The organism is Bradyrhizobium sp. CB3481 (genome assembly GCF_029714305.1).
Lineage (GTDB): Bacteria > Pseudomonadota > Alphaproteobacteria > Rhizobiales > Xanthobacteraceae > Bradyrhizobium.
Genome location: NZ_CP121647.1, coordinates 841,869 through 862,766, shown reverse-complemented (window position 1 = coordinate 862,766; position 20,898 = coordinate 841,869). Strand labels below are relative to the sequence as shown.

Below are 20,898 nucleotides of genomic sequence, written 5' to 3'. Positions count from 1 at the left end.
ACCGTTCGTGATTTGTTCAAAGCATGGGACAAGAGGCCGAACGGCTCACGGGGAGGATGGATGATGACGAGCATTTCAATAAAAACGGTTTTGACGGTGGCCATGCTGGCGGGATTCTCGACTACCGCATTCGCGCAAGCTGGCCCGACACCCTGGGAGCTGAAGTCGGACATGGGCTATGCCTATGGCAAGGACGGCAAGACGCTTTCCTACAAGATGGGCACCAACAATGCGGGCCTTTTGCTGAAGGGCGCCAAGAAAGTGCCGAGGGGCACGCTGTTCTTCATCGGCCAGAATGGACAGCTCTACATGCGGTCCGGCCCGTATCTCGAGGGCGACGGCAAATTCATGTTCGGCTCGAATTGATTCCGATCGCAGCTAATCCCGTCGTCGTCCCGGCCAAGTGAGCGCAGCGAACGCTGAGCCGGGACCCATACGCTGCGGCCTTTCTTCGGGCAATCTGGCAGACGTCTCGGGTAATGCATTGAAGCCGGTGGCTATGGGTCCCGGCTCGCGCTCCGCTTGGCCGGGACGACAACTTGTTAAAACGCCGCCGCCAGCTCCTTCGCGCCGGGCTTGGCACCGTTGAAATCCATCCGCTCGTCGGTCACCGCCAAGAGCCTGGCCACGGTGTTGTGGCGGATTGCGACGGGGTTGCGCTCATAGCCGCCGCGCTGAAAGAAGTTCGAGGTCGGCACCCGCTCGCGCATCGCCTGCGGCATCGTCACCATGTCGAGGCCGGTGCCGTCGCCGGTCAGGTTCATCATTTCGAGCTCCGCCGCCGTCAGCGGACGGTTGTAGCCCTTGGCGCGCGCGAAAATCACCGACGTCAGGAGCTTGTGGGTCTGCAGCATCGGCCCGACATCGACATCGAGCACCATGGCATGCACCGCCCAGCCCTGCGGGGTGTTGGCAAGCTTCTCATGCTCGAACCAGGTGTCCGGCACGGTGCGCGTGAACGCCACCATCTTCTTCAGCACGGCAAGCTTGTGGTCCATCGCCTTGCGCGGCGTGCCCGACAGCTGCGCGGCCCGCGCCGTCAGCTCCCTGACGAATTCATGGCCCTGCTCGGCGAATAGCTCGACGCTGTTAGTGGTCAGGAGCTGGTTGTAGCCGATCGCGGTCGAGATCGCGCGCGAGCCCGGCTTGGCCGGATTAAGCCCGGACTGCATGTCGTAATTGCCGTTGCCGCCGGTCTCGAACGAATAGACCCGTATCGCTTGCTCGCGCGTCAGGCCGGCGGCCAGCGCGTAGCGCGCATAGGCGCGCTTGAATTCAACTTCGGATGAAGGCCGCTGCGGCACGAACTGGAAATGATCGGCGGCGGCTTTGAGGAAATCGGCTACCACAGGCAACGGCTTGCGCTCGCGCGGCGGCTTCTCCTCCTCCGGCTCCGGGCTGACCGGCCGCTTCGGACCGGTATAGACGGGCGGCTGCGTCAGCACGTAATCGTCGAGCGCGATGGTCTGGCGCTCACGGCGCTTGGCGTTGCGAACCTTTCGCTTCTCGGAGATCGCGGTCCAATAGGCGCCCGCCTCCTCCTCGAACGCGGCGCGCGCCTCCTGATATTCTTTCAGCTTGCGGCGATATTCGGTGATGGCCTGCGGCGAAGCGGCTTGCGCCATAGCGTCGGCGGTGGAGGAAGGCTCCGTCGCCACGGCGGGCGAGGCCCCCGCAAGCAGCGCGAGCGCGACGAATCCGGAACCGATGCGAATCAATGGCAGGCGCATGCCACCCTTGTAGCAAGCGAGCCTGCGAAGTCAGCCCCTGAAGGGAGCGACATTTCTTCCCTTCTCCCCTTGTGGGAGAAGGGAAAGTCCATCACTCCTGCTCGACGCCGCTGGCTTTGACCAGCTGCGACCACTTCTTCTCATCCTTGTCGATGAATTCGGCGTAATCTTCCGGCGTGCCGGGCGTGATCTCGGTACCGTCATTGCCGAGCTGCTTCTTCACTTCGTCGCTGGCGAGCGCGTCGCGCAGTGCCTTGTTGAGCTTGTCGACGATCGGCCGCGGCGTGCCGGCCGGCGCGACCAGCCCGTAATAGAGCGAGGCGTCGAAGCCGGCGAGGCCCGCCTCGATCATCGTCGGCACCTCCGGCAACAGGCCCGAACGGGTGACGCTGGTGACCGCGAGTGCGCGCAATTTGCCGGCCGCGACATTGGCATGCGAGGCCGGGATCGGCGCGAACGCCATCGGGATATGGCCGCCGAGCAGATCGGTCAGCGCCGGGCCGGTGCCCTTGTAGGGAATATGCACGAGCTTGATGCCGGCGGTGCGTGCGAAATATTCGCCGGTGATGTGGCTCGCGGTGCCGGCGCCGGCCGAGCCGAAATTGACCTTGTCGGGATTGGCCTTGGCGTACGCGATCAATTCGGCAACGGTCTTGGCCGGGAACGAGGGATGCACCACTAGCGAGTTCGGCGCGTTGCCGATCATGCCGATCGGCGCGAAATCCTTGCGTGGGTCATAGCCGGGATTCTTGTAGAGCGACGGACCGATCGCCAGCGTGCCGGTGTAGCCCAATAGCAGTGTGTAGCCATCGGGGTCGCTCTTCGCGACCGCCTTGGTGCCGACGGTGCCCCCGGCACCGGGGCGATTATCGACCACGACCTTCTCGCCAAGCAACTCGCTCATCTTGTCGGCGATAGCGCGGCCGACGATCGAGGTGCTGCCGCCCGGCGCGAATGGAATGACCAGGGTGATGGCGCGGGCCGGATAGGTTTGGGCGTGTGCCGTTGCTGCGCTCAGGCCGAGCAGTGTGGCGACGATACTAAGCCAAATGGACATGACGAGCGCGCTCCCAGAGCTATTTTTCTTGTTGGACAGCCATCGTCGCTGAAACGATCGGTGTTCGCAAGTTGACTTCCGAATGAGGCATCGTCGCGAGCATCGTATCTCATATGGTGAGATAGATGCGCCCGTTCATGACCGCGCACTACCGCCAGGCAAATACCGGCTGTTCCAGCTCCGCCACGCGCGTATCCCGCCCCGCCAGCACTTCGGCGAATTGATAGATCAGCGCTGCCGTCGGTGCGTGGATGTGCTGGCCGGCATGGCGGAAGCGGATCACGCGCCGCGTGCTCTCAGGAATCGTGGTGAAGCTGAAGACGTCGGCTCGCTCGATGTCATCCAGTGCGACGCGATGCACGGAGGCGACCTCAGCCGGATTGGGGACAATATCGGCGACGGCACCGACCCAGACCACCACAGGCGTGATCAGATAGCCCGAGCGCGTCGGATAATCGTCGAGCAGGCCCAGCACGTCCGCTTCGCTCAAGGCGACGCCGAGCTCTTCGTGCAGCTCGCGAAGCGCCGCCTGCGCCTGCGTCTCGCCGTGGTCGCAGCGCCCGCCCGGCAGCGCCCATTGGGCGGCGTGGGAGCGCAAGGTCGCCGCGCGGCGCGTCAGCAGAAACGCCGTGCCGCCGCCCGTCTCCGCCCCGGTGAGCGCAATGGCGACCGCCGCTCGCTTCAGCCCGGATGGCGCCTCAACGGATGGCGCCCTCGTGAACGCCGCGCAGAGCTCTGCGATATTCCGCCGTGTGGTATCGTCAAATGACCGGGCCATCCTGCTTGACTACAACATCGGCGCATCGGATGAAACGACCCGACAGCATGACAGCCCGCAGGGAATGGATCGCACGACATGACAGCCAAGGCCGCGGACAAGCTCAAATCCGACGGCTGGAAGATCGTCGAGACGTCAGGCTTTCTGCACCTGATCGGCCCCCTCTGGCAGCGCGTCGTCGATGGCACGTACGAATATGCGCTCCTGACCGAGGACAAGCACCACAACCGCCGCGGCCTGGTGCAGGGCGGCGTCATCATGACTTTTGCGGATCGGACCTGTGGCATGACCGCCCGCTTCGTCTCGGGCAAGCCGACGCTGGCGACGGTGCAACTCGATACCCACTTCGTCGAGGCCGGCAAGATCGGCGAGCTTCTGGTGTCGAAGCCGCATGTGGTACGCTCCACCCGCAGCCTGATTTTCATCACGACGGAAGTGACCGTCGACAAGCGCTGTATCGCGATGGCGAGCGGCGTGTTCAAGATATTGAAGAGCGAGGGGTGATAGTTGCCGTCATTCCGGGATGGTCCGCTAGGACCAGACCCGGAATCTCGAGATTCCGGGTTCGATGCTGCGCATCGCCCCGGAATGACGGCCCAGCATAGAGGACACACCCGATGCAATACCGCCAACTCGGCCGCAGCGGCCTGAAGATTTCGCCGATCTGTCTGGGCACCATGATGTTCGGCGGCCCCACCGACGAAGCCACTTCCTCGCGCATCATCGCGAAGGCGCGCGAGGCCGGCATCAACTTCATCGATACCGCCGACGCCTATAATGGCGGCCAGTCCGAGCAGGTGGTCGGCCGCGCGATCTCGAACCAGCGCACGGGCTGGATCCTCGCCACAAAGCTCGCCAACCAGATCGGCGACGATCCCAATCGCGGCGGGCTGTCGCGGCGCTGGGTGATGCAGGCGGCGGAGGAGAGTCTGACGCGGCTCGGCACCGACGTCATCGATGTCTACTATCTGCACAAGGAGGATCACGCGACGCCGCTGGAGGAGACGGTGCGCGCGATGGGCGACCTGATGCGCCAGGGCAAGATCCGCTATTTCGGCGTCTCCAACTACCGCGCCTGGCGCGTCGCCGAGATCTGCAACATCTGCGACAACAACGGCATCGACCGCCCGATCGTCAGCCAGCCCTATTACAACGCGATGAACCGCATGCCCGAGGTCGAGCATTTTCCGGCCTGCGGCTATTACGGCCTCGGCATCGTGCCCTATAGCCCGCTGGCGCGCGGCGTGTTGACCGGCAAGTACGCGCCGGACGCCGCACCGGACAAGGAAACCCGCGCCGGCCGCGCCGACAAGCGGATGATGCAGACCGAATGGCGGCCGGAATCGCTGAAGCTAGCGCAAGAGATCAAGCGGCACGCCGAGGCCCGCGGCATTACGGCCGGGCAGTTTGCCGTTTCATGGGTGCTGAACTCGTCCTTCGTGAGCGGGGTGATCGCAGGTCCCCGCACGGAAGCGCAATGGGACGATTACATCAGGGCGCTCGACTACCGCTTTACGGCGGAGGACGAGGCGCTGGTCGATCGCCTCGTCGTCAGCGGCCACCCATCGACGCCGGGCTTCAACGACCCGGCCTATCCGATCGAGGGACGGCGCGCGCGGACGGGCAGAGCTGGCCGCTAGAGCCAGGCCTGGAGGCTAGTGCGGGCCCTCCCATCGGCCACCACCTTTCGTTGCATAGCAGATCGAAGGCGCAGTAACGGGATAGTAACGCTGTTGGCGCATTCTTGCCGGCTCATGGCGGAGGTCCATGCGGTGGACGAGCACAGAACAGCACCACGGCGTCGGTTTTTGAAGGCGGGCAAGATGTCGTTCGGCGGCGGCGCGATCGATTGCACGGTGCGCAACCTTTCCGAAACCGGCGCTGCGCTCGAAGTCAGCTCTCCCGTCGGCGTTCCCGAGCACTTCACGCTGCTGATCGAGGCCGACCACATCCACGTGCCATGCCGCGTCGTCTGGCGGAAGGACACGCGGATCGGGGTTCATTTCGACCTCTGACGGACATGCGCGTATCGCCGCGCGCGGCACGCAGCCGCACGCGACACATCTGCTAGGCGATCCAGTCTCGCGCTATCGGCCTCGCGGCGTCAGTGCCTGGATTCGAGGTTGATCATGACGCCCGTCGGCTCGGGCTCGTGCGGCGACAGTTTCGTCAGCGTTTCGTCGCTCCAATAGGCAAGGTTGACGATCATGCCGACCGGCGTTTCCGGCTCGGACGTCTCGGCAGGCTCAAGCACGTTGAGGCCGCCGCTGTCGATGAAGAACGTGTGATCGCCAAACATGCTGCTCAGTTGCGGAACCACCGGATGATCGTCGGGCAACGCCTGGGCCTCGAATTGCGTCAACGCGCGTTCCACCTGTGCCGAGTTCAATTTCATGCACGACTCCTTCACTTGGCTTCTGATCCACTTGGCTTGTGGTTGTTTCAACCCGCTCGATCTGGGCGCGATTGAATTCGGGACAGTGGGGGTTGTTTCCGCCACTTCAACCCGGCAACGGAATTAAATTGGCAATGTTCCGCCATGCGCGGTTCGAAATGCTCTGAACAGCGGCGGGGAACAGCACGGGACACGTTGCTCGCGAAGCGGGCAGCTATTTCCGGTCGGGAATGGGATGGCGCTTTGCCAATTCATCGATCGGAAGATGCGCCTCGGCATCATCAAGTGCGAAGCGGACGATGACGTCCTGGCGGCCGATCTGGCCCCAGAGCCCCTCCGACGACCATTTCTGCGGCATTGGGCCGCGCAGCCCTTCGACCCAGACAAAATACCATTCGGTCATGGATGCACCTTATCAGGCCCGCTCGTGTCGCGTTATCAGGCCCGCTCGTGTCGCGCCCGGTCCCGTTGATATCAGGCCATTTCAGGCATTTCGCTGCGGAAATCAGCCATTTCAAGGCCTCGCACCCTGAAGGGGTGAACCTTTTCCGCCCAGGTGGCGACAATCCGGATCATCGGCCCCTCAAGGATTGCCCGTCATGAATTCGCCAGAGCCAGCCGCCCGGCCTGTATCGAACAGCAGTTCCGTCCGCCGCATTGCGGTGGCGGTCGTTCTCGGCGGCCTGGTCTTCACCGCGCTGTGGATCACGATGTTCAGCATGGTCGTCTCGATGCTGATCGGCACCACCTGCTGCGTTTTGATCGTTGCCGCAAGCAACCTCTCCGATGTGGTCGAACTGCTGCTCGATGCGGTGGCGTCCGTCGTCTTCGGCATCGTCGCCGTGATCGCGGCGATCTTCGGGGCGATCTTCAGCATCTTTGGATTTTAGGCGCGAGGCCGGCATCACGCGCTGATCATCCCGCCCACCCTTTCCGTCCGCGCGAATCATCTACTCTGCCCGGATGAAATGGCTCCTGACCGCGGCAGCTCTGGCCTGCAATCCCGGCGACCGCCTGCTCGATATCAGCGGCAAGATTCCGCGCGGCCTGCATTCGCTCGATCTCGTCGTCACCGTCGAGCCGTTCTATGCCCGCTTCTACATCTACCAGCCGGGCTTTCCCGACAGCATGCAGCACTGCTGCGGCAACAAGCGCACCTCGGTCATCAAGGTGCCGGTCGTCGACGGACGCTTTTGCGTCAGGCAGAGCCAACCGCAGATGAAGTGGACGGTGCGGGCGCTGTTCAGGCCGGATATCCGGATGTAGCACGCGGCCCGACGATTCGCGGATGGACTGCGCAAAACCGAGGCCAGGCTTGGGAACAGGGCGGTGCTGACGACGTTCGTTGTTCATGACCGGGACAACGCCAGCCATCCTTGCAAACGCCTTCCAGATCGCCTGGGACTATCTGGAAGCGACGGGCGAGCTCGGAAACCCCGATCAGACCGCACAGCATCTGCTCGACACCATCGAGGCGATGATGCGGCACGGTGAGCGGCGACCGCTGCTGCTATCCAACAAGGCGATTGCGGCCTACCAGCGCTTCAGGGCAGAGCAAGGCCTGCCCATGGCCTCCTAGGAACGGCCTCCTAGGACCGGAACATTTCCGACAGCCTTGTCGCGGTTGAACGAGAAATCATGCGGACGGGCGCGAGGAGCCTGGCGAAAGCCAAGCGCCTCTCAAGGGCAAATCTTCGAAAGCCCGATCCTCGAAGCCCGCCGACGCGGCCGCCAGCTAGCGCCGCGCCGTCTTTCGCCGATTATACGGCGAGCGGTTCACCGGCCGCAGCGAGATCCCCTCGCGCTGTGCCTTGCTCGCAATCGACGCGGGCGGCCGCTGCATCTTGAGACTGATGACGCCGGTCGGCGTGTTCGCCTTGGCCAGCGAGCGCAGCTGCTTCACTTCCTTGTCGCTCCAGGGCTGGCGCGAGCGGCGCTTGTACTTCGGATTTGCCTTGCGCGGCCCCATCTTGCCGATCGGTGATCCCTGCCGCTTCCATGCTGGTTGTCGTGCTGCCATGAGTACCTCCTAATGAAGGTTAAGGCACGAATCGGCAAAACTGTTCCTACGGCTCACTCGGCAGTGGCGCGCATGAGAGCCACGAATGGACGGACAAACCGCCCGGCTCAAACGGAGGCAGCACCCTGCGTGCCGCACCCTTGGGGCTCGCCCAACAAAAATATCGAAAACAACCCCATGCACAGTAGCCGGCATCTGCTCGTCGTGGCGGGCACATTTGCGACGCATTTGACATGTCGGGCAAATCACCGGCACTATGGCATCATTGGCGCGGGAAAAATCTGGCGATGAACACGCTTGGTGTGGTCGGAACCGCTTCCAATATGCTTAGATCGCGGCCGACATGGCGCATGCGGTCAGCCAATGCTTTGGTACGTGATCTTTATTTCGGTCGCCACGGCCGGCGCGTTTACGTGGTTTGCGCTTGAGCTCGTTGGCCGACCCGTTCGAAAATTCTTCGATCTCAGGCGGACCGTGCGCCAGCAAATGCTGGCTCTGGGCGATGTCCCGACGCCGCAGGCGCGCGAGACCTGCGTCACGTCAGAGCAGATAAGACAATACGATCGGGACCTGAAAAAAGCTCGCGAGGCACAAGGCATCTTGCGTGATCTGGCCTCGCAGATGCTGGCGTTCGCCGAAAGTGAGAGGGCGGCCTGTATTGCGATCAAGCCGTTCGGTTTTGATCCCTCGGCCGCTGGCAGCGGACTGATCAAGCTCGCCACTGCGCTCGATCGCCATGGGCCCGAACGCGCCAAGTTTCACAGCAATGTCGAGAGGGCGCTGCGGCTTTAGCTAGAGCATGATGTTGTCTGGCTCGATAGGCCGGCCGCAGACCGGCTTAACCTCTCCCGCTTGCGGGGAGGTCGGCGCGAAGCGCCGGGTGGGGGCTCTCTCCACTCGGGCAGCATCGCCCGCGGAGACACCCCCACCCCAGCCCTCCCCCGCAAGCGGGAGAGGGAGCGCACCTGCTTCGTGGGCGCAATCAAAATCTAATTTCTTCGTGCTCTAGCTTAGATCGCCCGCTCAAGCCTTTCGGCGCCCGAACTCCCGGGCTGGGCTGTGAACGTCCTGCCGCCACGGCGGGGGCGGCGGGCTTGCCCGTTCAAAACTGGCTGTCGTGATGGGATCGGGCGCGGGCGGGCGCGAGATGATTTGTTTCGGCTCGACATGGCCGAAGATGCGCCGCAGCAGTTTTGGTCTGAAGATTCCAATGAGCACCAATGTGAACAACAGAAGCGGCATCGTGTTCGACGGCAGCTCCGAACGCTCGCCGGCGCGCGCCGATGAATCGACCATGCCACCCGGCCGCTGGCTATTGAACGTGCCGCCGCGGTTCGCCGGCGGCTCGGCAACCTTATAGGCATTCGCCGGCGGAAGCACCGGCTTGTCCTTGGCCCCCGGGCATTTCCCGTCCGGATAGGACGGACCGGAGCAGAACGGCCCGGAATTGACCATGCGGGCGATGTCGACCATCTCGGCGGGATTGAACGTGCCGACCAGCCTGGTGAGATTGCCGTCCTTTGGCCAGTAGATGTAAAGCGCGACGACGCAGCTCGCGGCGAGCGGAATCATCAGCTTGGGCGCCAGGCCGATGACATTGCGGCGCTCGTTGAGCTGCCATTCTTCCCAGGCGATGCAGGCGTTGTGGTATTCGCGAAACGTCTCGCGATCGGTGAGATACAGCAGGAAGATGTTGGTAGCAGGCGGCCGCGGCTTCTCGAGCGGCTTGCCCGACGCATCGAGCGGATAATTCAACGCGACCGATCGCGGACGCCGCCCGAACTGCGGCTGTGCCGGGCCGCGGCTGTCGCGCCGCGACCGCGCGGGATTCATCAGCTCGCCCCCCAGCGCCACGATGGCGTCCAGCCTGTCGTCGACGCTGGGATGGCTGCCGCCGTCGTGATCGGCCGGGCCGTCGAACAGCAGGCCCTCGACACGCGCGCTGCCGTGGAAGACACCGCGGCCGCCGATCTTGGTGATGGCGCTGATCAAGGCTTCGGGAAAATGCGTGACCCTGATCGCCTCGCCATCGGCAACGTAATCGCGGCCCAGCTTCAGGCTGCGCCGCGCCGCGCGTGCGAGCCGCAGCGACAGCGTCGACGCCGCAGTGCCGGCGAGCAGCACGATCAGCATGGGCGGAATCGCCACCACGATGATCATCTGCCGCCAGTCCTCGAACCGCAGCGGATTGTTCATCCGCATGATGACGGCGGTTCGCATCAGCGCGTGGTTTGCGGCCAGCAGCTTCGTATCGCCGTGGCGGATGTGCGAGGCCTCATGGGCGAGAACCGCCGCCAGCTCGTCATCGTCGAGCCGCTCGAGCAGACCGCGCGTGACCGCAATCAACCCCGCTGTCGGCCCCTCGCCCACCGTCACGGCATTAGGCTCGCTCGCGTCGATCACACCGAAGCGCGGCAGACGTACCCCGAGCGCTGTACACTGCTCCTCGGCAATCGCTACGAAGCGCGGCTCGTCCTGGCGCGAGACGATCCGCACGCCAAGCGCCTGCGTCACGGCCCTGGCATGGCCGCGGTACATCCACCAGAACATGAAGCCGGTCAGCGCCGCGATCGGCAGCGCGTAGCGGACGGCATAACCGACCGGGTTCGAGAGGATGGTGTGCTCTTGATCCCACATGAGCAGCGGCATCGTCAGCACGAACGCGCCGATCACCTCGAAGGAGACGATATAGGCCAGCACCAGCCATGCCGTGCAGCGCCGGTTGTGCGCGGCATGCGTGATGTAGCCGTGAACCGCCATGGCGCCGGCCCCTTAAGGAAGATCAGAGGTTGACCTTGACCGGCTCGGCGAATTCCGAGCGCCGCTCGCCGAGGGTGAACTTTTCGCGCGCGGTATTGGCACCCATCCGTGCGATCAAATTGCCGGGGAAAGCGCGGCGAACGCCGTTCAATTCCTCGACCGCCAGATTGTAGAATTTTCGCGCCGCCGTGATGCGATCCTCGATCCGGATCAGGTCGTTGCGCAGCGTAGAGTAATGCGCGGCGCTGGCCAGCGCCGGATACTTTTCGCTGACCGTGAAGAGGTTTTGCAGCACGTTGGCGATCTGCGTATCGGTCTGGATCACCCCACCGCCGCTGCTGAGCGCTTCCAGGGCATCGATACGGGAGTCCAGCACGTCGCGGATCACGTCATGCTCCTTCGCCGCGAAGGCGCGGACGACCTCGACCAGATTGCCGATCAGCGTGTGGCGCTCGATCAAGAGCGCATCGACATCGCCGAACGCGGCATCCGCCCGCTCGTCGAGCTGGCCGATCAGCGCGTGATGCGAACGGATCTTCAGCGCGAGCCAGAGCGCGGCGCCAGCCAGAAGCCACAGCCACCAGTGATCCAGCGCAAAATTGGCGGCGCGAACGAGGCGCCCGGAGAAGTCGATCGCTTGAAGGAAGGTTTCGCCGGAGGCTGAAGGCATGATAATGGTTTCCTGAAATGAGTTTTTCGGAAACCTGTACATTCCACCGGCTAAGATTCTGCACCGGCGACAATTCAAATTGTAAAGATTTGAGTGACTTCGGTTAAAGGCAGCAAGCGGAGGTCACCGACCATCACTGAGAGGCCGCAGATGGCAGAGAAACTTCCGCCGATTCACCCCGGCGAAATCTTGCGGGAAGAATTTCTCGTTCCGCTCAAGCTGACACCTTACGCCGTCGCCGCTGCGCTGCACGTGCCGCGCACCCGGATCGAACGCATCGCGCGGGAAGAAAAGCCCGTGACGGCCGATACCGCGCTGCGGCTCGGCAAGTTCTTCAAGACCGGGGCGGCGTTCTGGATGAAGATTCAGTCGCGCTACGATCTCGAAGCCGCCGAAGATGCACTCGCGCCGCAGATCAAGAAGATCGCGGCTTACAAGGCGGCGTGAGCGAGGTCTAGCAAGTAGCCTGCATGAGCGCATGCGACATGCCGGGATCAGCGCAACTAACAGAACCCGGATGTCGCTTCGCTCATCCGGGCTACGCCTGGTCGCGATCGCCACGTTCCTTCTTTCTTCACCACCTCTGCGGCTCGCGATTCTCAAACGGCATCCATCCGGGGTCATGAGTCCGGCTGATTCATAGCGGGATAGACGACCGTTCCGTCGGGTTGAACGACGGCGCCTTGCGTAAGGCGGGCGGGCTCCAGGCGGCCCTGCCCCATGATGTGGAAAACGGTTTCCCCGCACGCAATGAGATAGTCGGTGACGATGCGACGGTGACAGCGCCACCATACCGCTTCCGAACACATGATCGCGCAACGTCGCTGCTGCCCCTCGTCGCGCAGATGCACAAGGCCTGCGTGAAACTGCGCCGACAGTGCATAATCGGCATAGTTATGAAAGCTCTCGTTGGTCCAGAAACCGTTGATGGCCGGAGGCAGGCTTCGTGTCTTACCGCGAAGACCGCCGAGCGCTGCCACATGCTCATAGGCGATGCCGTAGGGCGCCAAGGTTTCGGGAAGCGTATCCTTGTTGAATTGCGGATTGGTTCTCGACCGCGGCACCGTTCTGATATCTGCGACCAGGTCAATCTCGTCTCCCGTCAAGAGTGCAACGAACTCCTCGAGGCTTCGATTGGAATGGCCGATCGTGAAGAACGGAAGCGTCACGCGCTGCCTTCGCTACGCATGATCGAGCGCGCTGCCCTTATGGGCTGCGATATGGTCGGTCTTGTCGCTCTTGATTTCATATTGAGGATCGTCCGGCGAGGCGTGACGCACATGACCCTTGTAGTCGAAATCACGGGTGTGAATGGCGATGATGGTCCCCGAGACCCGACCGGCCTCGGAATTCCATTTGACATGATCGCCGACCTTAAACTTCTTGGCCATTTTGAAACGTCCTTCAGGCGCGGAAGTGTGGCCAGGAACGAGCCGTGAAGAGTAGATGAGCTTCGCCCGGCCCAAACGATTTTTGGCCCATCAAGTTCCCGCGCGATGGCGCATAGCGCCCTCACATCAGGGATGACGGTGACAGTGTCACCGTAATAAGAAATTCATCAAGACCGGCGCGGCGTCCTGGATGAACATTTAGGCACGCCACGATCTCGAACCGCCGAAGACGAGTTCAGCCGTTTCGGGTTAAACATACCGCGGACCTCGCCGCTACGCCACGGCCTGTCTTTGCCGCTCAGACAGCGCCTGCAGCGACAGCTTGCCGAACGGCACCGGCTCGCTGAAGAAATTTCCCTGGCCCAGCGCAATGCCGAGCGCGCCGATCTTCTCGACCTGTTCACGGGTCTCGACGCCTTCGGCGACGATCGAGAGGTTCAAGGTCCTTGCAAGCTGAACGACCGATCCGAGAACGGCAACGGTCTCGGAGCGGCCGATCCTGTCGATGAAGGACTTGTCGATCTTGACCTTGTCGAACGGAAAGGCGGTGAGATAGGACAGCGACGAATAGCCGACGCCGAAATCGTCGAGCGCAATGGAAACGCCGAGCTGCCTGAGCCGCTCCAGCCTCTTGAGGTTTTCCTGGCTGTCGGCGAGAAAAACGCTCTCGGTGATCTCGAGCTCCAGCCGCGTCTCGGCAAGTCCGCTGTCGGCCAGCGCCCGCATCACCGATTCGACGAGGTTGCCGCTGGCAAACTGCAGCGCAGACAGGTTGACCGCCACCTTGACATCCTCAGGAAGTGCCACCGCGTCGCGGCACGCCTTGGCGAGCACGAGATTGCCGAGCTCGACGATCAGCCCGCCCTCTTCCGCAACCGGAATGAATTCGGCGGGAGCGATCACGCCTCTGACAGCGTGGCGCCAGCGCGCCAGCGCCTCGACGGACTTCGCGCGGCCGGTACCCAGCTCGAACACCGGTTGATAGAACACCTCGATCTCATCGCGCCAGATCGCCTCGCGCAGCTCGATTTCAAGAATGTTGCGCTGATCGGCTGCGGCCTTGAGCTCGGGTGAATAGAGGTGGAAGCAATTGCGGCCGGCATTCTTCGACTTGTAGAGCGCCAGATCGGCATTGCGGAGGATTTCATCGATGCGGGTGCCATGCTCGGGCACCATGGCGACGCCGATGCTGCATCCGATCACGACCGGGTGACCGTCTATCTCATAGGGCTCGGCAATGGTCTGGACCAGCCGCTCGGCCAGCGCGGCGGCGCCGTCCTGCGGGGCGGACAGCTCCGGCGTCATGACCAGCGCAAACTCGTCGCCGCCGATCCGGGCCGCCATATCGAAATCGATGGCTTGCGCCTTGATTCGACCCGCGACCTGCTTCAGCAGCGCATCGCCGCATTGGTGGCCGAGTGCGTCATTGACGAACTTGAACTTGTCGAGATCAAGCAAGAGCACGGCGAACGGCGTTTGAGCCTGCGAATACCTCTCCAGCGCATAGTCGAGCGACGCCCTGAACAGGTTGCGATTGGCAAGGCCGGTCAGGCTGTCATAGTGGGCCAGCCGCTCGATCCGGTCCTCGGAAGCCTTGCGCTCGGTGATGTCCTCATGCGTCGCAACCCAGCCTCCGTCCTCGCGCCGTCCATAGGAAATATAGATCGCCCGCCCGTCCGGAAACTGCACCGTGTTCGAGACCTGCTCTGACCTGGCGAGCCGCTGCTTGAGGTCGGCCAGATAGGCATCGAGATCGCGCACGGCGTCCTGCTTGGCGAACACCTGCCGGAAGTCCATCCCGATCCTGATCTCGTCAGGCGAAAGCCCATAGGCATCGAGCCATTGCCGGTTGAACGCGATCAGGCGATCGTTACCGTCGAACATGCTGAGGCCTTGCGGAAGATTTCGCAGCGCGTCCTCGAACTTGCTCACGAAATCGCGCAATTCGCGCTGCGTGCGGTCGAGCGCCTTCTGTCGCCGCCAATGCAGCGCGGTCGCCATCAGGATGATGAAGGTGAGCAGCAGAGCGCCGCTGAGATAGATTTTCTGCCGGGCTTGCACCCGCGAATAGATCTCCTGCTCCGAAATGCCGGCGGTAAAGATCAATGGAAGAGTGCTGGACCTGCGTGCGGTGATGAGCCTGTTGCTGCGGTTCGCCCGGCCTTCGTTGCCGCTCCAATTCCAGTATTGGCTGTAGGCGCCGTCCCGCAGCTCGCGCTCGACGTGACCGGGATTGCGCTGACCCAGCACCGTGCCCTGGTCTATTCCCCGCGCGGCGAGCACGACGTAGTCGGCGTTTCTCAGAACGAGGGTTCCTCCGGCGCCGAGCTTTGCGGTGTCGTAGAACCTGCCGATCAGGTCGACGCTGATCGAGCCGACGATAACGCCCGCCGGGTTTTTGCGCTGGTCGAACAGCTTTCGCGCGAGCTGGATGGTCCATTTGTTCGAGGCGCGTCCGAGCACGGGTTTGGCGACATAGAGCCGGTCCTCGGCCATGTCCATCGCCTTGATGAAGTGCTCGCGGTCGCCGAGATAGAGCGGCGGGCCGGAATAGGCGGCCGTGGTATCGATCAAATAGCCGTTCAGCCCGATCAGCGCGAACTGGACCACGTCGCCGCTCGCCATCTGCGTTTTATCGGCCCAGAATTTCAGGTTGAAGCCGGCGGGATCCTGTGCGTAGAGCGCGCGCGCGACCCGCAGCGATTGATCGACCCGTTCGAATATTCGCTCGGTGTTTTCTTCGAATAGTTCGGCGACGCTGTCGACATGCGCGCGCGCCTGCTGCAACGCGTCCGTCCGCTCCGACGACGTGATCGCGAAATAGCCGATCCAGACCAGCGGCAGGAAGAACAATGCGGCCTGCAGCGGGGCGTTGCGAAAAAATCCTTTCGCAGCTCTGCGGATAAATCGGCGCACGGGAATCACGGCTTGCGATTTCCCGCAAGCCAGAGTCGCTCGGTTGAATTCTCAGAGCATGGCAACGCCGGCCAATATGACATCGAATATCTCCGCCTGAAGCTCTCGAACTCCACGTTGGTCGCGGCCAGGCACCGCCGAGATTTGCAATGCTGTCACGCTAGCGTCGGCAGCCTTAAGTTTCTGTTCCCGCATAGCCTCAATGTTTTGTTAAACCTCCGTAAGATCACGGGGTTAGCGGTGAGGTGGAGGGGCGGCGGTCACGACGCAAGGGTGAGGCATGCTGCTTGCCCGCCCGCAGCGAGTAGCCCTCATGAGCGAAGCGATGTGCGGGGATCAGCACAACAAACCCGGATGTCGCTTCGCTCATCCGGGCTACGAGTGCTAACCGCCAAGCAGCTCGAGCGTTCGGTGATCGGCCACACCGCCATAGTATTTGGCGATCGCGGCAGGAAACGCGGGATCGGAAAACACCGCGGCGAACAGGGTCATCGACGAGCGAAATTTCATATCGTCAGGGCTGCCGAGAATCTCCCGAATGGTCTTGCCGTCAACGGCGTTGACAAGAGCGGTGCATTCGAGAAGCCGAGGCCCCAGGATGTCGTGCTTGAGATAGGCGATCGCCTCGTCGCGCGAGGCGATCGCATAGCGCTGCGCCATTTCGCTAGAGCCGAGGCCGGCGAGCTGAGGGAAGATGAACCACATCCAGTGGCTTTGCTTGCGGCCATGGCTCAACTCGGCCACCACGCGCCGGTAAACGGGCGCTTGCGCATCGACAAAACGATTCAGATCAAATGGATCATTCATGGCGGCGTTCCTGATTGGCCGACAAGCTCGGCAAGCCGATCGAGCAGCGGCCGCTGGCCTTCGAGAATCTTGGCCCGTGCCGCAGCGAGGTCAAACCATTCCGCGCGATCGATCTCCGGGAATACCTGCAGCTTGCCGCTTCTCGGCGGCCACTCGATCTCAAACGTATTGCTCCGGATGGCGTGAACATCCAGATCGCCTTCAACGGCGAAGGCGATCACCCGCTTTCCAGCACGCTGGCGAATTTCGCCCAGCGGTTCGAGTGGCTGACCCGCAAGCACGGCGCCGGTCTCCTCGGCAAATTCACGCCTCGCAACGGCGCGGGCATCCTCCTCTCCGTCCATCTCTCCCTTCGGGATCGACCATGCGCCCTCGTCCTTGCGTCGCCAGTAAGGTCCGCCCGGATGCACGAGGAGGACTTCCAGCCCCGTCCCGCTGCAACGGTACATCAGGATGCCCGCGCTCAGAGGTGATCGACGTGGTGCCTTCAATGATCCCTGCTCCAGCAAGTAGCCCATCCAGGCTACGCTTGCCGCACGTACCGCGCACCCGGGTCAAACGCATCCCGCGCGGAGAAAAGCCCGTTATCGGCCCATTGTGCGCCCGAGCCTACCCAGCGACGCGCTGTGCCGCTCGTCGAGGCAATCGATTTTGGACGGGGATGTCGGCTAGAGGAATGGTGCCCAGGGGCGGGATCGAACCACCGACACTGCGATTTTCAGTCGCATGCTCTACCAACTGAGCTACCTGGGCATACCCGGGAGCCCAAAAAGCTTCACCGAGCGGGCGGTTTATAGAGAGGTCGGAAGCGCCTGTCCACCCAGCTTCGCCTTCGGCTTCGCTGGGCGCGGCCCGGCTTCGCACCTGTCCCCAAATATTTGGCGAACCACCATTATTCTGCGTCTTCGGGGTCCGTCGGGCGGCCGGGAATGACGTAGCGGCCGGAGAGCCAGCGGTTGAGGTCGACGTCGCGGCAGCGTTTGGAACAGAACGGGAGCGTGGCTGTTACGGCCGGCTTGCCGCAGACCGGGCAGGGTTTTGGCGGCGGCTTGGCCCCGCCACCCTCCTCGGGCGGCTTAGCTGGCATTGAGCCAGCCGAAGCGGATCGGAAAGCCCTCCCCGCCCATCAGCGTGACGGTCTCGTAGAGCGGCAGGCCGACCACGTTGGTGTAGGAGCCGACCATCTTGACCACGAAGGAACCAGCTATGCCCTGCACGGCATAGCCGCCGGCTTTGCCGCGCCATTCGCCGGAGCCGATATAGGCCTGGATGTCGTCCTCGCTGAGCCGCTTGAAGCGCACCCGCGTCTCGATCAGGCGCTGGCGGAACGCCTCCTTCGGCGTCACCAGGCAAATGGCCGTGTAGACGCGGTGATTGCGGCCCGACAATAGCCGCAGGCACTGCGCGGCCTCGTCGACCAGATTGGCCTTGGGCAGGATACGGCGGCCGACCGCGACCACCGTGTCGGCGGCGAGGATAAAGGCGCCGCGCAGTTCGTCGTCGAGCTGGACGGATTTCAGCGCCGCATCGGCTTTTGCACGGGCGAGGCGGTTGGCGCAGGCGCGCGGCAGCTCACCCCGGCGCGGCGTCTCATCGACATCGGCCGGGCGCAGTGCGTCAGGCTCGATGCCGGCCTGGTTGAGCAGGCTGAGCCGCCGCGGCGAACCGGAAGCAAGAACGAGTTTGGGACGGCCAAGCATGCTGGGTTTTGTCGGGAAAGGGATTCGGGTGGGAACGCGCGCGGAAACTATCGGAAGGTGCTTCATTCCACAACCGGGGGGCAAGTGGTTGTTATTACGTATCTTTCGTCGTCCCTGCGAACGCAGGGACCCATACCGCGTGATCCCTCGACGGCGCGCGGTCGCAAACACTCTGCCGACTACCGCTGTCGCTTGCTGAACCGAAGCCGTCTTTCCGCTTGCCCCTTCCGCCGGCCGCGGTGTATGGGCCCCTGCGTTCGCAGGGGCGACAAGTTGAGAGGTTCTCACCTATCGCGCTTGCGGAGGCGACGGTGAGGAACTACCCGCTCGCCGCCCCTGCCTTGGCAAACCTTCGGCGGATGCGCATCGAGAGGCCGTCGCAGACTTCGCGGTAGGCGGCGAGTTTTTGCTCGCGGCTGCCTTCGGCGGTGGTCGGATCGGGCGTCGGCCAGTATTCGACGTCGGCGGCCATCGTCCGCGTCAGCTCCAGCGCCTTGTGGTGGGCTTCCGGCGACAGCGTGATGATGAGGTCGAAGTTCAGCCCTTCCCAGTCATCCAGCTCTTCGAAGGTCATCGGCTTGTGCGAGGAAATATCCTGGCCGAGCTCGGCCATCACGGCGACCGCGAACGGATCGAGCTCGCCCTTGCGGGCGCCGGCGGATTTCACATAGAGCGCCTGCGGGAACATCTGCTTGAGGAGCGCCTCCGCCATCGGCGAGCGCACGCTGTTGAGGCCGCACGCGAACAGCACGGCCTGCGGATTGCGCGCGCGGGGCGCATCCATGCGGTCAGGCTTCTCTCGTGCGGGCCGCTGACGGGCTTGTCATGCGTCCTGCCCCTTCCAGTGCAGCACGCAGATCAGCGTGAACAGGCGGCGCGCGGTTTCGAAATCGACGCGCACCTTGCCTTTCAGACGCTCCTGCAGCGTGCGCGAGCCCTCGTCATGGATGCCGCGGCGGCCCATGTCGATCGCCTCGATCTTGTCGGGGGTCGCGGTGCGGATCGCCTGATAGTAGCTGTCGCAGATCATGAAGTAATCCTTCACGATCCGGCGGAACGGCGTCAGCGATAGGAGATGCGCAACCACGGGCGTGCCGTCCTCGCGGCGGATGTCGAACATCAGCCGGTTGCCGGTTATCGCAATGTGCAGCGTGAACGGGCCCTGCACGTCGCCATCCGGCGCGAACAGGTTTTGCTCGATCAGGTCATAGATCGCGATCGCGCGCTCATGCTCGATGTCGGGCCCGGAACGGCCGATCGATTCCTCGTCGAGCGTCACCGCGACGATGCGGTTGTGCTGGTCATCGTCTGGTGGCGGCTTGTTCATGGCAGATTGAGGCGCAGTCCGACGGAGCGTGAGTGAGCGTCAAGTCCCTCGGCCTTGCCCAGGGTCATCGCGGCAGGCCCCAGCGCGCGCAACTGGTCCGGCCCGCATTTGAGAATCGAGGTGCGCTTCATGAAGTCTAGCACGCCGAGCCCGGACGAAAACCGCGCCGAGCGCGCGGTCGGCAGCACGTGGTTGGAGCCGCCGACATAATCGCCGATCGCCTCCGGCGTATGGGCGCCGAGGAAGATCGCGCCGGCGTTGCGGACTTTTGCGGACAGCGCTTCGGCGTCCGCCGTCATGATTTCGAGATGCTCGGCGGCGATGGCGTTGGCGAGCTCGACGGCATCGTCGATCTTCCTGACCATGATGATGGCGCCGAAATCATTCCACGAGGCGCGCGCGATATCGGCACGGGGTAGCGTCGCGAGCTGGGATTCCACCGAATGCTCGACCTCAGTGGCAAGCTGCGCGCTGTCGGTGATCAGGATCGACTGGGCGCTGGCGTCGTGCTCGGCCTGCGCCAGGAGATCAGCGGCGATCCAGCCGGCATTGGAGGTCGCGTCGGCAATGACCAGCACCTCGGAAGGTCCCGCGATCATGTCGATGCCGACCTTGCCGAACACCAACCGCTTGGCGGCGGCGACATAGGCGTTGCCGGGACCGACGATCTTGGCGACCGGCGCGATCGTCGCGGTGCCATAGGCCAGCGCCGCCACCGCCTGTGCGCCGCCGACGCGGTAGATTTCGGAGACGCCGCCGAGCTGGGCGGCCGCCAGCACCAGCGGATTGAGCTTGCCGTCCGGCGCCGGCACCACCATGACGACACGCGGCACGCCGGCGACATTCGCCGGCGCCGCATTCATCAGAACCGAGGACGGATAGGCCGCGGTGCCGCCGGGCACGTAGAGCCCGACCGCATCGACCGCGCTCCAGCGCCAGCCGAGCTCGACACCTAGCGCATCGGTGAAGCGCTCGTCCTTCGGCATCTGGCGCCTGTGGAAGGCCTCGATGCGGTCGCGGGCGAATTTCAGCGCGTCGACGGTGGCGGCGTCGCAGGCTTTCACGGCCGCGTCGATCTCTTCGGCGGTCACGCGCAGCCCGCCAGCGTCGATCTGAAGCCGGTCGAACTTTTTGGTCGCCTCGATCAGGGCGGCGTCGCCGCGGGCCGCCACGTCGTCGACAATCGCCCGCGTGGCGCGCTCGACATCGGCCGACACCTCGCGCTTGGCGGCGAGGAATTGCTTGAAACGCTGGGCGAAATCGGCGCTGCTGGTATCCAGGCGAACGGGCATGGGGGCTTTCTGAGGCGAGTTCGAAAGACCCTTGCTCAATGGCGCGCCGGCCAAG

Annotated in this window: 27 protein-coding genes and 1 tRNA gene; 9 read left to right on the top strand and 19 right to left on the bottom strand. The window is 63.5% G+C overall.

Translation table 11 applies throughout. From position 1 onward, the window contains the following. The first annotated feature begins 63 nt into the window (after window positions 1-63). Window positions 64-366 carry a hypothetical protein gene (locus QA643_RS04095; protein WP_283031929.1) on the top strand — a complete coding sequence of 101 codons (303 nt, stop codon included), beginning with the start codon at window positions 64-66 and terminating at the stop codon, window positions 364-366. Window positions 367-542: 176 nt separating this feature from the next. Here the strand turns inward: QA643_RS04095 and QA643_RS04090 are convergent, their stop codons facing one another. From QA643_RS04090 to QA643_RS04080, 3 genes are all read right to left on the bottom strand, one after another. Then, window positions 543-1,730: a hypothetical protein gene (locus QA643_RS04090; protein WP_283031928.1), complete on the bottom strand. Its 1,188-nt coding sequence runs from the start codon at window positions 1,728-1,730 to the stop codon at window positions 543-545. 91 nt (window positions 1,731-1,821) lie between these two features. Beyond that, window positions 1,822-2,787 carry a tripartite tricarboxylate transporter substrate binding protein gene (locus QA643_RS04085; protein ID WP_283031927.1) on the bottom strand — a complete coding sequence of 322 codons (966 nt, stop codon included), beginning with the start codon at window positions 2,785-2,787 and terminating at the stop codon, window positions 1,822-1,824. 148 nt (window positions 2,788-2,935) lie between these two features. After that, the gene (locus QA643_RS04080; protein WP_283031926.1) at window positions 2,936-3,565 is read right to left on the bottom strand and encodes a CoA pyrophosphatase; all 630 of its coding nucleotides are present in this window, start codon (window positions 3,563-3,565) and stop codon (window positions 2,936-2,938) included. Window positions 3,566-3,643: 78 nt separating this feature from the next. Between QA643_RS04080 and QA643_RS04075 the strand changes: the two genes are divergently transcribed. The 3 genes from QA643_RS04075 (at window position 3,644) to QA643_RS04065 (ending at window position 5,580) form a co-directional block, all read left to right on the top strand. Beyond that, window positions 3,644-4,069: a PaaI family thioesterase gene (locus QA643_RS04075; protein WP_283031925.1), complete on the top strand. Its 426-nt coding sequence runs from the start codon at window positions 3,644-3,646 to the stop codon at window positions 4,067-4,069. Between the two features lie 113 nt (window positions 4,070-4,182). Next, window positions 4,183-5,205: an aldo/keto reductase gene (locus QA643_RS04070; protein ID WP_283031924.1), complete on the top strand. Its 1,023-nt coding sequence runs from the start codon at window positions 4,183-4,185 to the stop codon at window positions 5,203-5,205. Between the two features lie 132 nt (window positions 5,206-5,337). Then, window positions 5,338-5,580: a PilZ domain-containing protein gene (locus tag QA643_RS04065; RefSeq protein WP_283031923.1), complete on the top strand. Its 243-nt coding sequence runs from the start codon at window positions 5,338-5,340 to the stop codon at window positions 5,578-5,580. An 89-nt stretch (window positions 5,581-5,669) separates the two neighbouring features. Here the strand turns inward: QA643_RS04065 and QA643_RS04060 are convergent, their stop codons facing one another. Next, the gene (locus QA643_RS04060) at window positions 5,670-5,960 is read right to left on the bottom strand and encodes a hypothetical protein (RefSeq protein WP_283031922.1); all 291 of its coding nucleotides are present in this window, start codon (window positions 5,958-5,960) and stop codon (window positions 5,670-5,672) included. Between the two features lie 214 nt (window positions 5,961-6,174). Beyond that, complete coding sequence (locus QA643_RS04055) at window positions 6,175-6,363, bottom strand: hypothetical protein (protein WP_283031921.1); 189 nt, start codon at window positions 6,361-6,363, stop codon at window positions 6,175-6,177. A gap of 196 nt (window positions 6,364-6,559) precedes the next feature. Here QA643_RS04055 and QA643_RS04050 point away from each other — a divergent pair, with 196 nt between their 5' ends. From QA643_RS04050 to QA643_RS04040, 3 genes are all read left to right on the top strand, one after another. Continuing rightward, entirely contained in the window at window positions 6,560-6,850 is a 291-nt protein-coding gene (locus QA643_RS04050) for a hypothetical protein (protein ID WP_283031920.1), read from the top strand. 73 nt (window positions 6,851-6,923) lie between these two features. Further along, the gene (locus QA643_RS04045) at window positions 6,924-7,226 is read left to right on the top strand and encodes a hypothetical protein (protein ID WP_283031919.1); all 303 of its coding nucleotides are present in this window, start codon (window positions 6,924-6,926) and stop codon (window positions 7,224-7,226) included. Window positions 7,227-7,311: 85 nt separating this feature from the next. Beyond that, entirely contained in the window at window positions 7,312-7,539 is a 228-nt protein-coding gene (locus QA643_RS04040) for a hypothetical protein (protein ID WP_283031918.1), read from the top strand. A 156-nt stretch (window positions 7,540-7,695) separates the two neighbouring features. Here QA643_RS04040 and QA643_RS04035 read toward each other — a convergent pair whose 3' ends face one another. Continuing rightward, complete coding sequence (locus QA643_RS04035; RefSeq protein WP_283031917.1) at window positions 7,696-7,980, bottom strand: hypothetical protein; 285 nt, start codon at window positions 7,978-7,980, stop codon at window positions 7,696-7,698. 486 nt (window positions 7,981-8,466) lie between these two features. Between QA643_RS04035 and QA643_RS04030 the strand changes: the two genes are divergently transcribed. Beyond that, window positions 8,467-8,772, top strand: coding sequence for a hypothetical protein (locus QA643_RS04030; RefSeq protein ID WP_283031916.1), 306 nt, complete (start codon window positions 8,467-8,469; stop codon window positions 8,770-8,772). Between the two features lie 231 nt (window positions 8,773-9,003). Here QA643_RS04030 and QA643_RS04025 read toward each other — a convergent pair whose 3' ends face one another. Both QA643_RS04025 and QA643_RS04020 read right to left on the bottom strand, forming a co-directional pair. Then, on the bottom strand, window positions 9,004-10,740 hold the full coding sequence (locus tag QA643_RS04025; RefSeq protein WP_283031915.1) for a M48 family metalloprotease: 1,737 nt from the start codon (window positions 10,738-10,740) through the stop codon (window positions 9,004-9,006). Window positions 10,741-10,762: 22 nt separating this feature from the next. Then, window positions 10,763-11,410, bottom strand: coding sequence for a LemA family protein (locus tag QA643_RS04020; protein WP_283031914.1), 648 nt, complete (start codon window positions 11,408-11,410; stop codon window positions 10,763-10,765). A gap of 150 nt (window positions 11,411-11,560) precedes the next feature. On the opposite strand from QA643_RS04020, the gene QA643_RS04015 reads away from it, so the two are divergent. Beyond that, on the top strand, window positions 11,561-11,857 hold the full coding sequence (locus tag QA643_RS04015; RefSeq protein WP_283031913.1) for a HigA family addiction module antitoxin: 297 nt from the start codon (window positions 11,561-11,563) through the stop codon (window positions 11,855-11,857). Between the two features lie 173 nt (window positions 11,858-12,030). On the opposite strand, the gene QA643_RS04010 is transcribed toward QA643_RS04015, so the two are convergent. The 11 genes from QA643_RS04010 to hisD form a co-directional block, all read right to left on the bottom strand. After that, complete coding sequence (locus QA643_RS04010; protein WP_283031912.1) at window positions 12,031-12,579, bottom strand: DUF488 domain-containing protein; 549 nt, start codon at window positions 12,577-12,579, stop codon at window positions 12,031-12,033. A 12-nt stretch (window positions 12,580-12,591) separates the two neighbouring features. Beyond that, window positions 12,592-12,801, bottom strand: coding sequence for a DUF2945 domain-containing protein (locus QA643_RS04005; RefSeq protein ID WP_283031911.1), 210 nt, complete (start codon window positions 12,799-12,801; stop codon window positions 12,592-12,594). A 273-nt stretch (window positions 12,802-13,074) separates the two neighbouring features. Then, entirely contained in the window at window positions 13,075-15,717 is a 2,643-nt protein-coding gene (locus QA643_RS04000) for an EAL domain-containing protein (protein WP_283031910.1), read from the bottom strand. Between the two features lie 384 nt (window positions 15,718-16,101). After that, window positions 16,102-16,524 carry a DUF1810 domain-containing protein gene (locus QA643_RS03995; RefSeq protein ID WP_283031909.1) on the bottom strand — a complete coding sequence of 141 codons (423 nt, stop codon included), beginning with the start codon at window positions 16,522-16,524 and terminating at the stop codon, window positions 16,102-16,104. After that, window positions 16,521-17,042: an NUDIX domain-containing protein gene (locus tag QA643_RS03990; RefSeq protein WP_283031908.1), complete on the bottom strand. Its 522-nt coding sequence runs from the start codon at window positions 17,040-17,042 to the stop codon at window positions 16,521-16,523. The genes QA643_RS03995 and QA643_RS03990 overlap by 4 nt, the downstream gene beginning before the upstream one ends. 159 nt (window positions 17,043-17,201) lie before the next feature. Continuing rightward, a tRNA-Phe gene (locus tag QA643_RS03985) sits at window positions 17,202-17,277 on the bottom strand. Window positions 17,278-17,416: 139 nt separating this feature from the next. Continuing rightward, the gene (gene yacG, locus QA643_RS03980; RefSeq protein ID WP_283031907.1) at window positions 17,417-17,611 is read right to left on the bottom strand and encodes a DNA gyrase inhibitor YacG; all 195 of its coding nucleotides are present in this window, start codon (window positions 17,609-17,611) and stop codon (window positions 17,417-17,419) included. Beyond that, window positions 17,601-18,224, bottom strand: coding sequence for a Maf-like protein (locus QA643_RS03975; protein ID WP_283031906.1), 624 nt, complete (start codon window positions 18,222-18,224; stop codon window positions 17,601-17,603). The genes yacG and QA643_RS03975 overlap by 11 nt, the downstream gene beginning before the upstream one ends. Before the next feature lie 319 nt (window positions 18,225-18,543). Continuing rightward, window positions 18,544-19,008, bottom strand: coding sequence for an arsenate reductase ArsC (locus tag QA643_RS03970; protein ID WP_283031905.1), 465 nt, complete (start codon window positions 19,006-19,008; stop codon window positions 18,544-18,546). 39 nt (window positions 19,009-19,047) lie between these two features. Then, on the bottom strand, window positions 19,048-19,551 hold the full coding sequence (locus QA643_RS03965; protein ID WP_283031904.1) for a UPF0262 family protein: 504 nt from the start codon (window positions 19,549-19,551) through the stop codon (window positions 19,048-19,050). Further along, entirely contained in the window at window positions 19,548-20,843 is a 1,296-nt protein-coding gene (gene hisD / locus QA643_RS03960) for a histidinol dehydrogenase (protein WP_283031903.1), read from the bottom strand. The genes QA643_RS03965 and hisD overlap by 4 nt, the downstream gene beginning before the upstream one ends. Window positions 20,844-20,898: the final 55 nt, after the last annotated feature.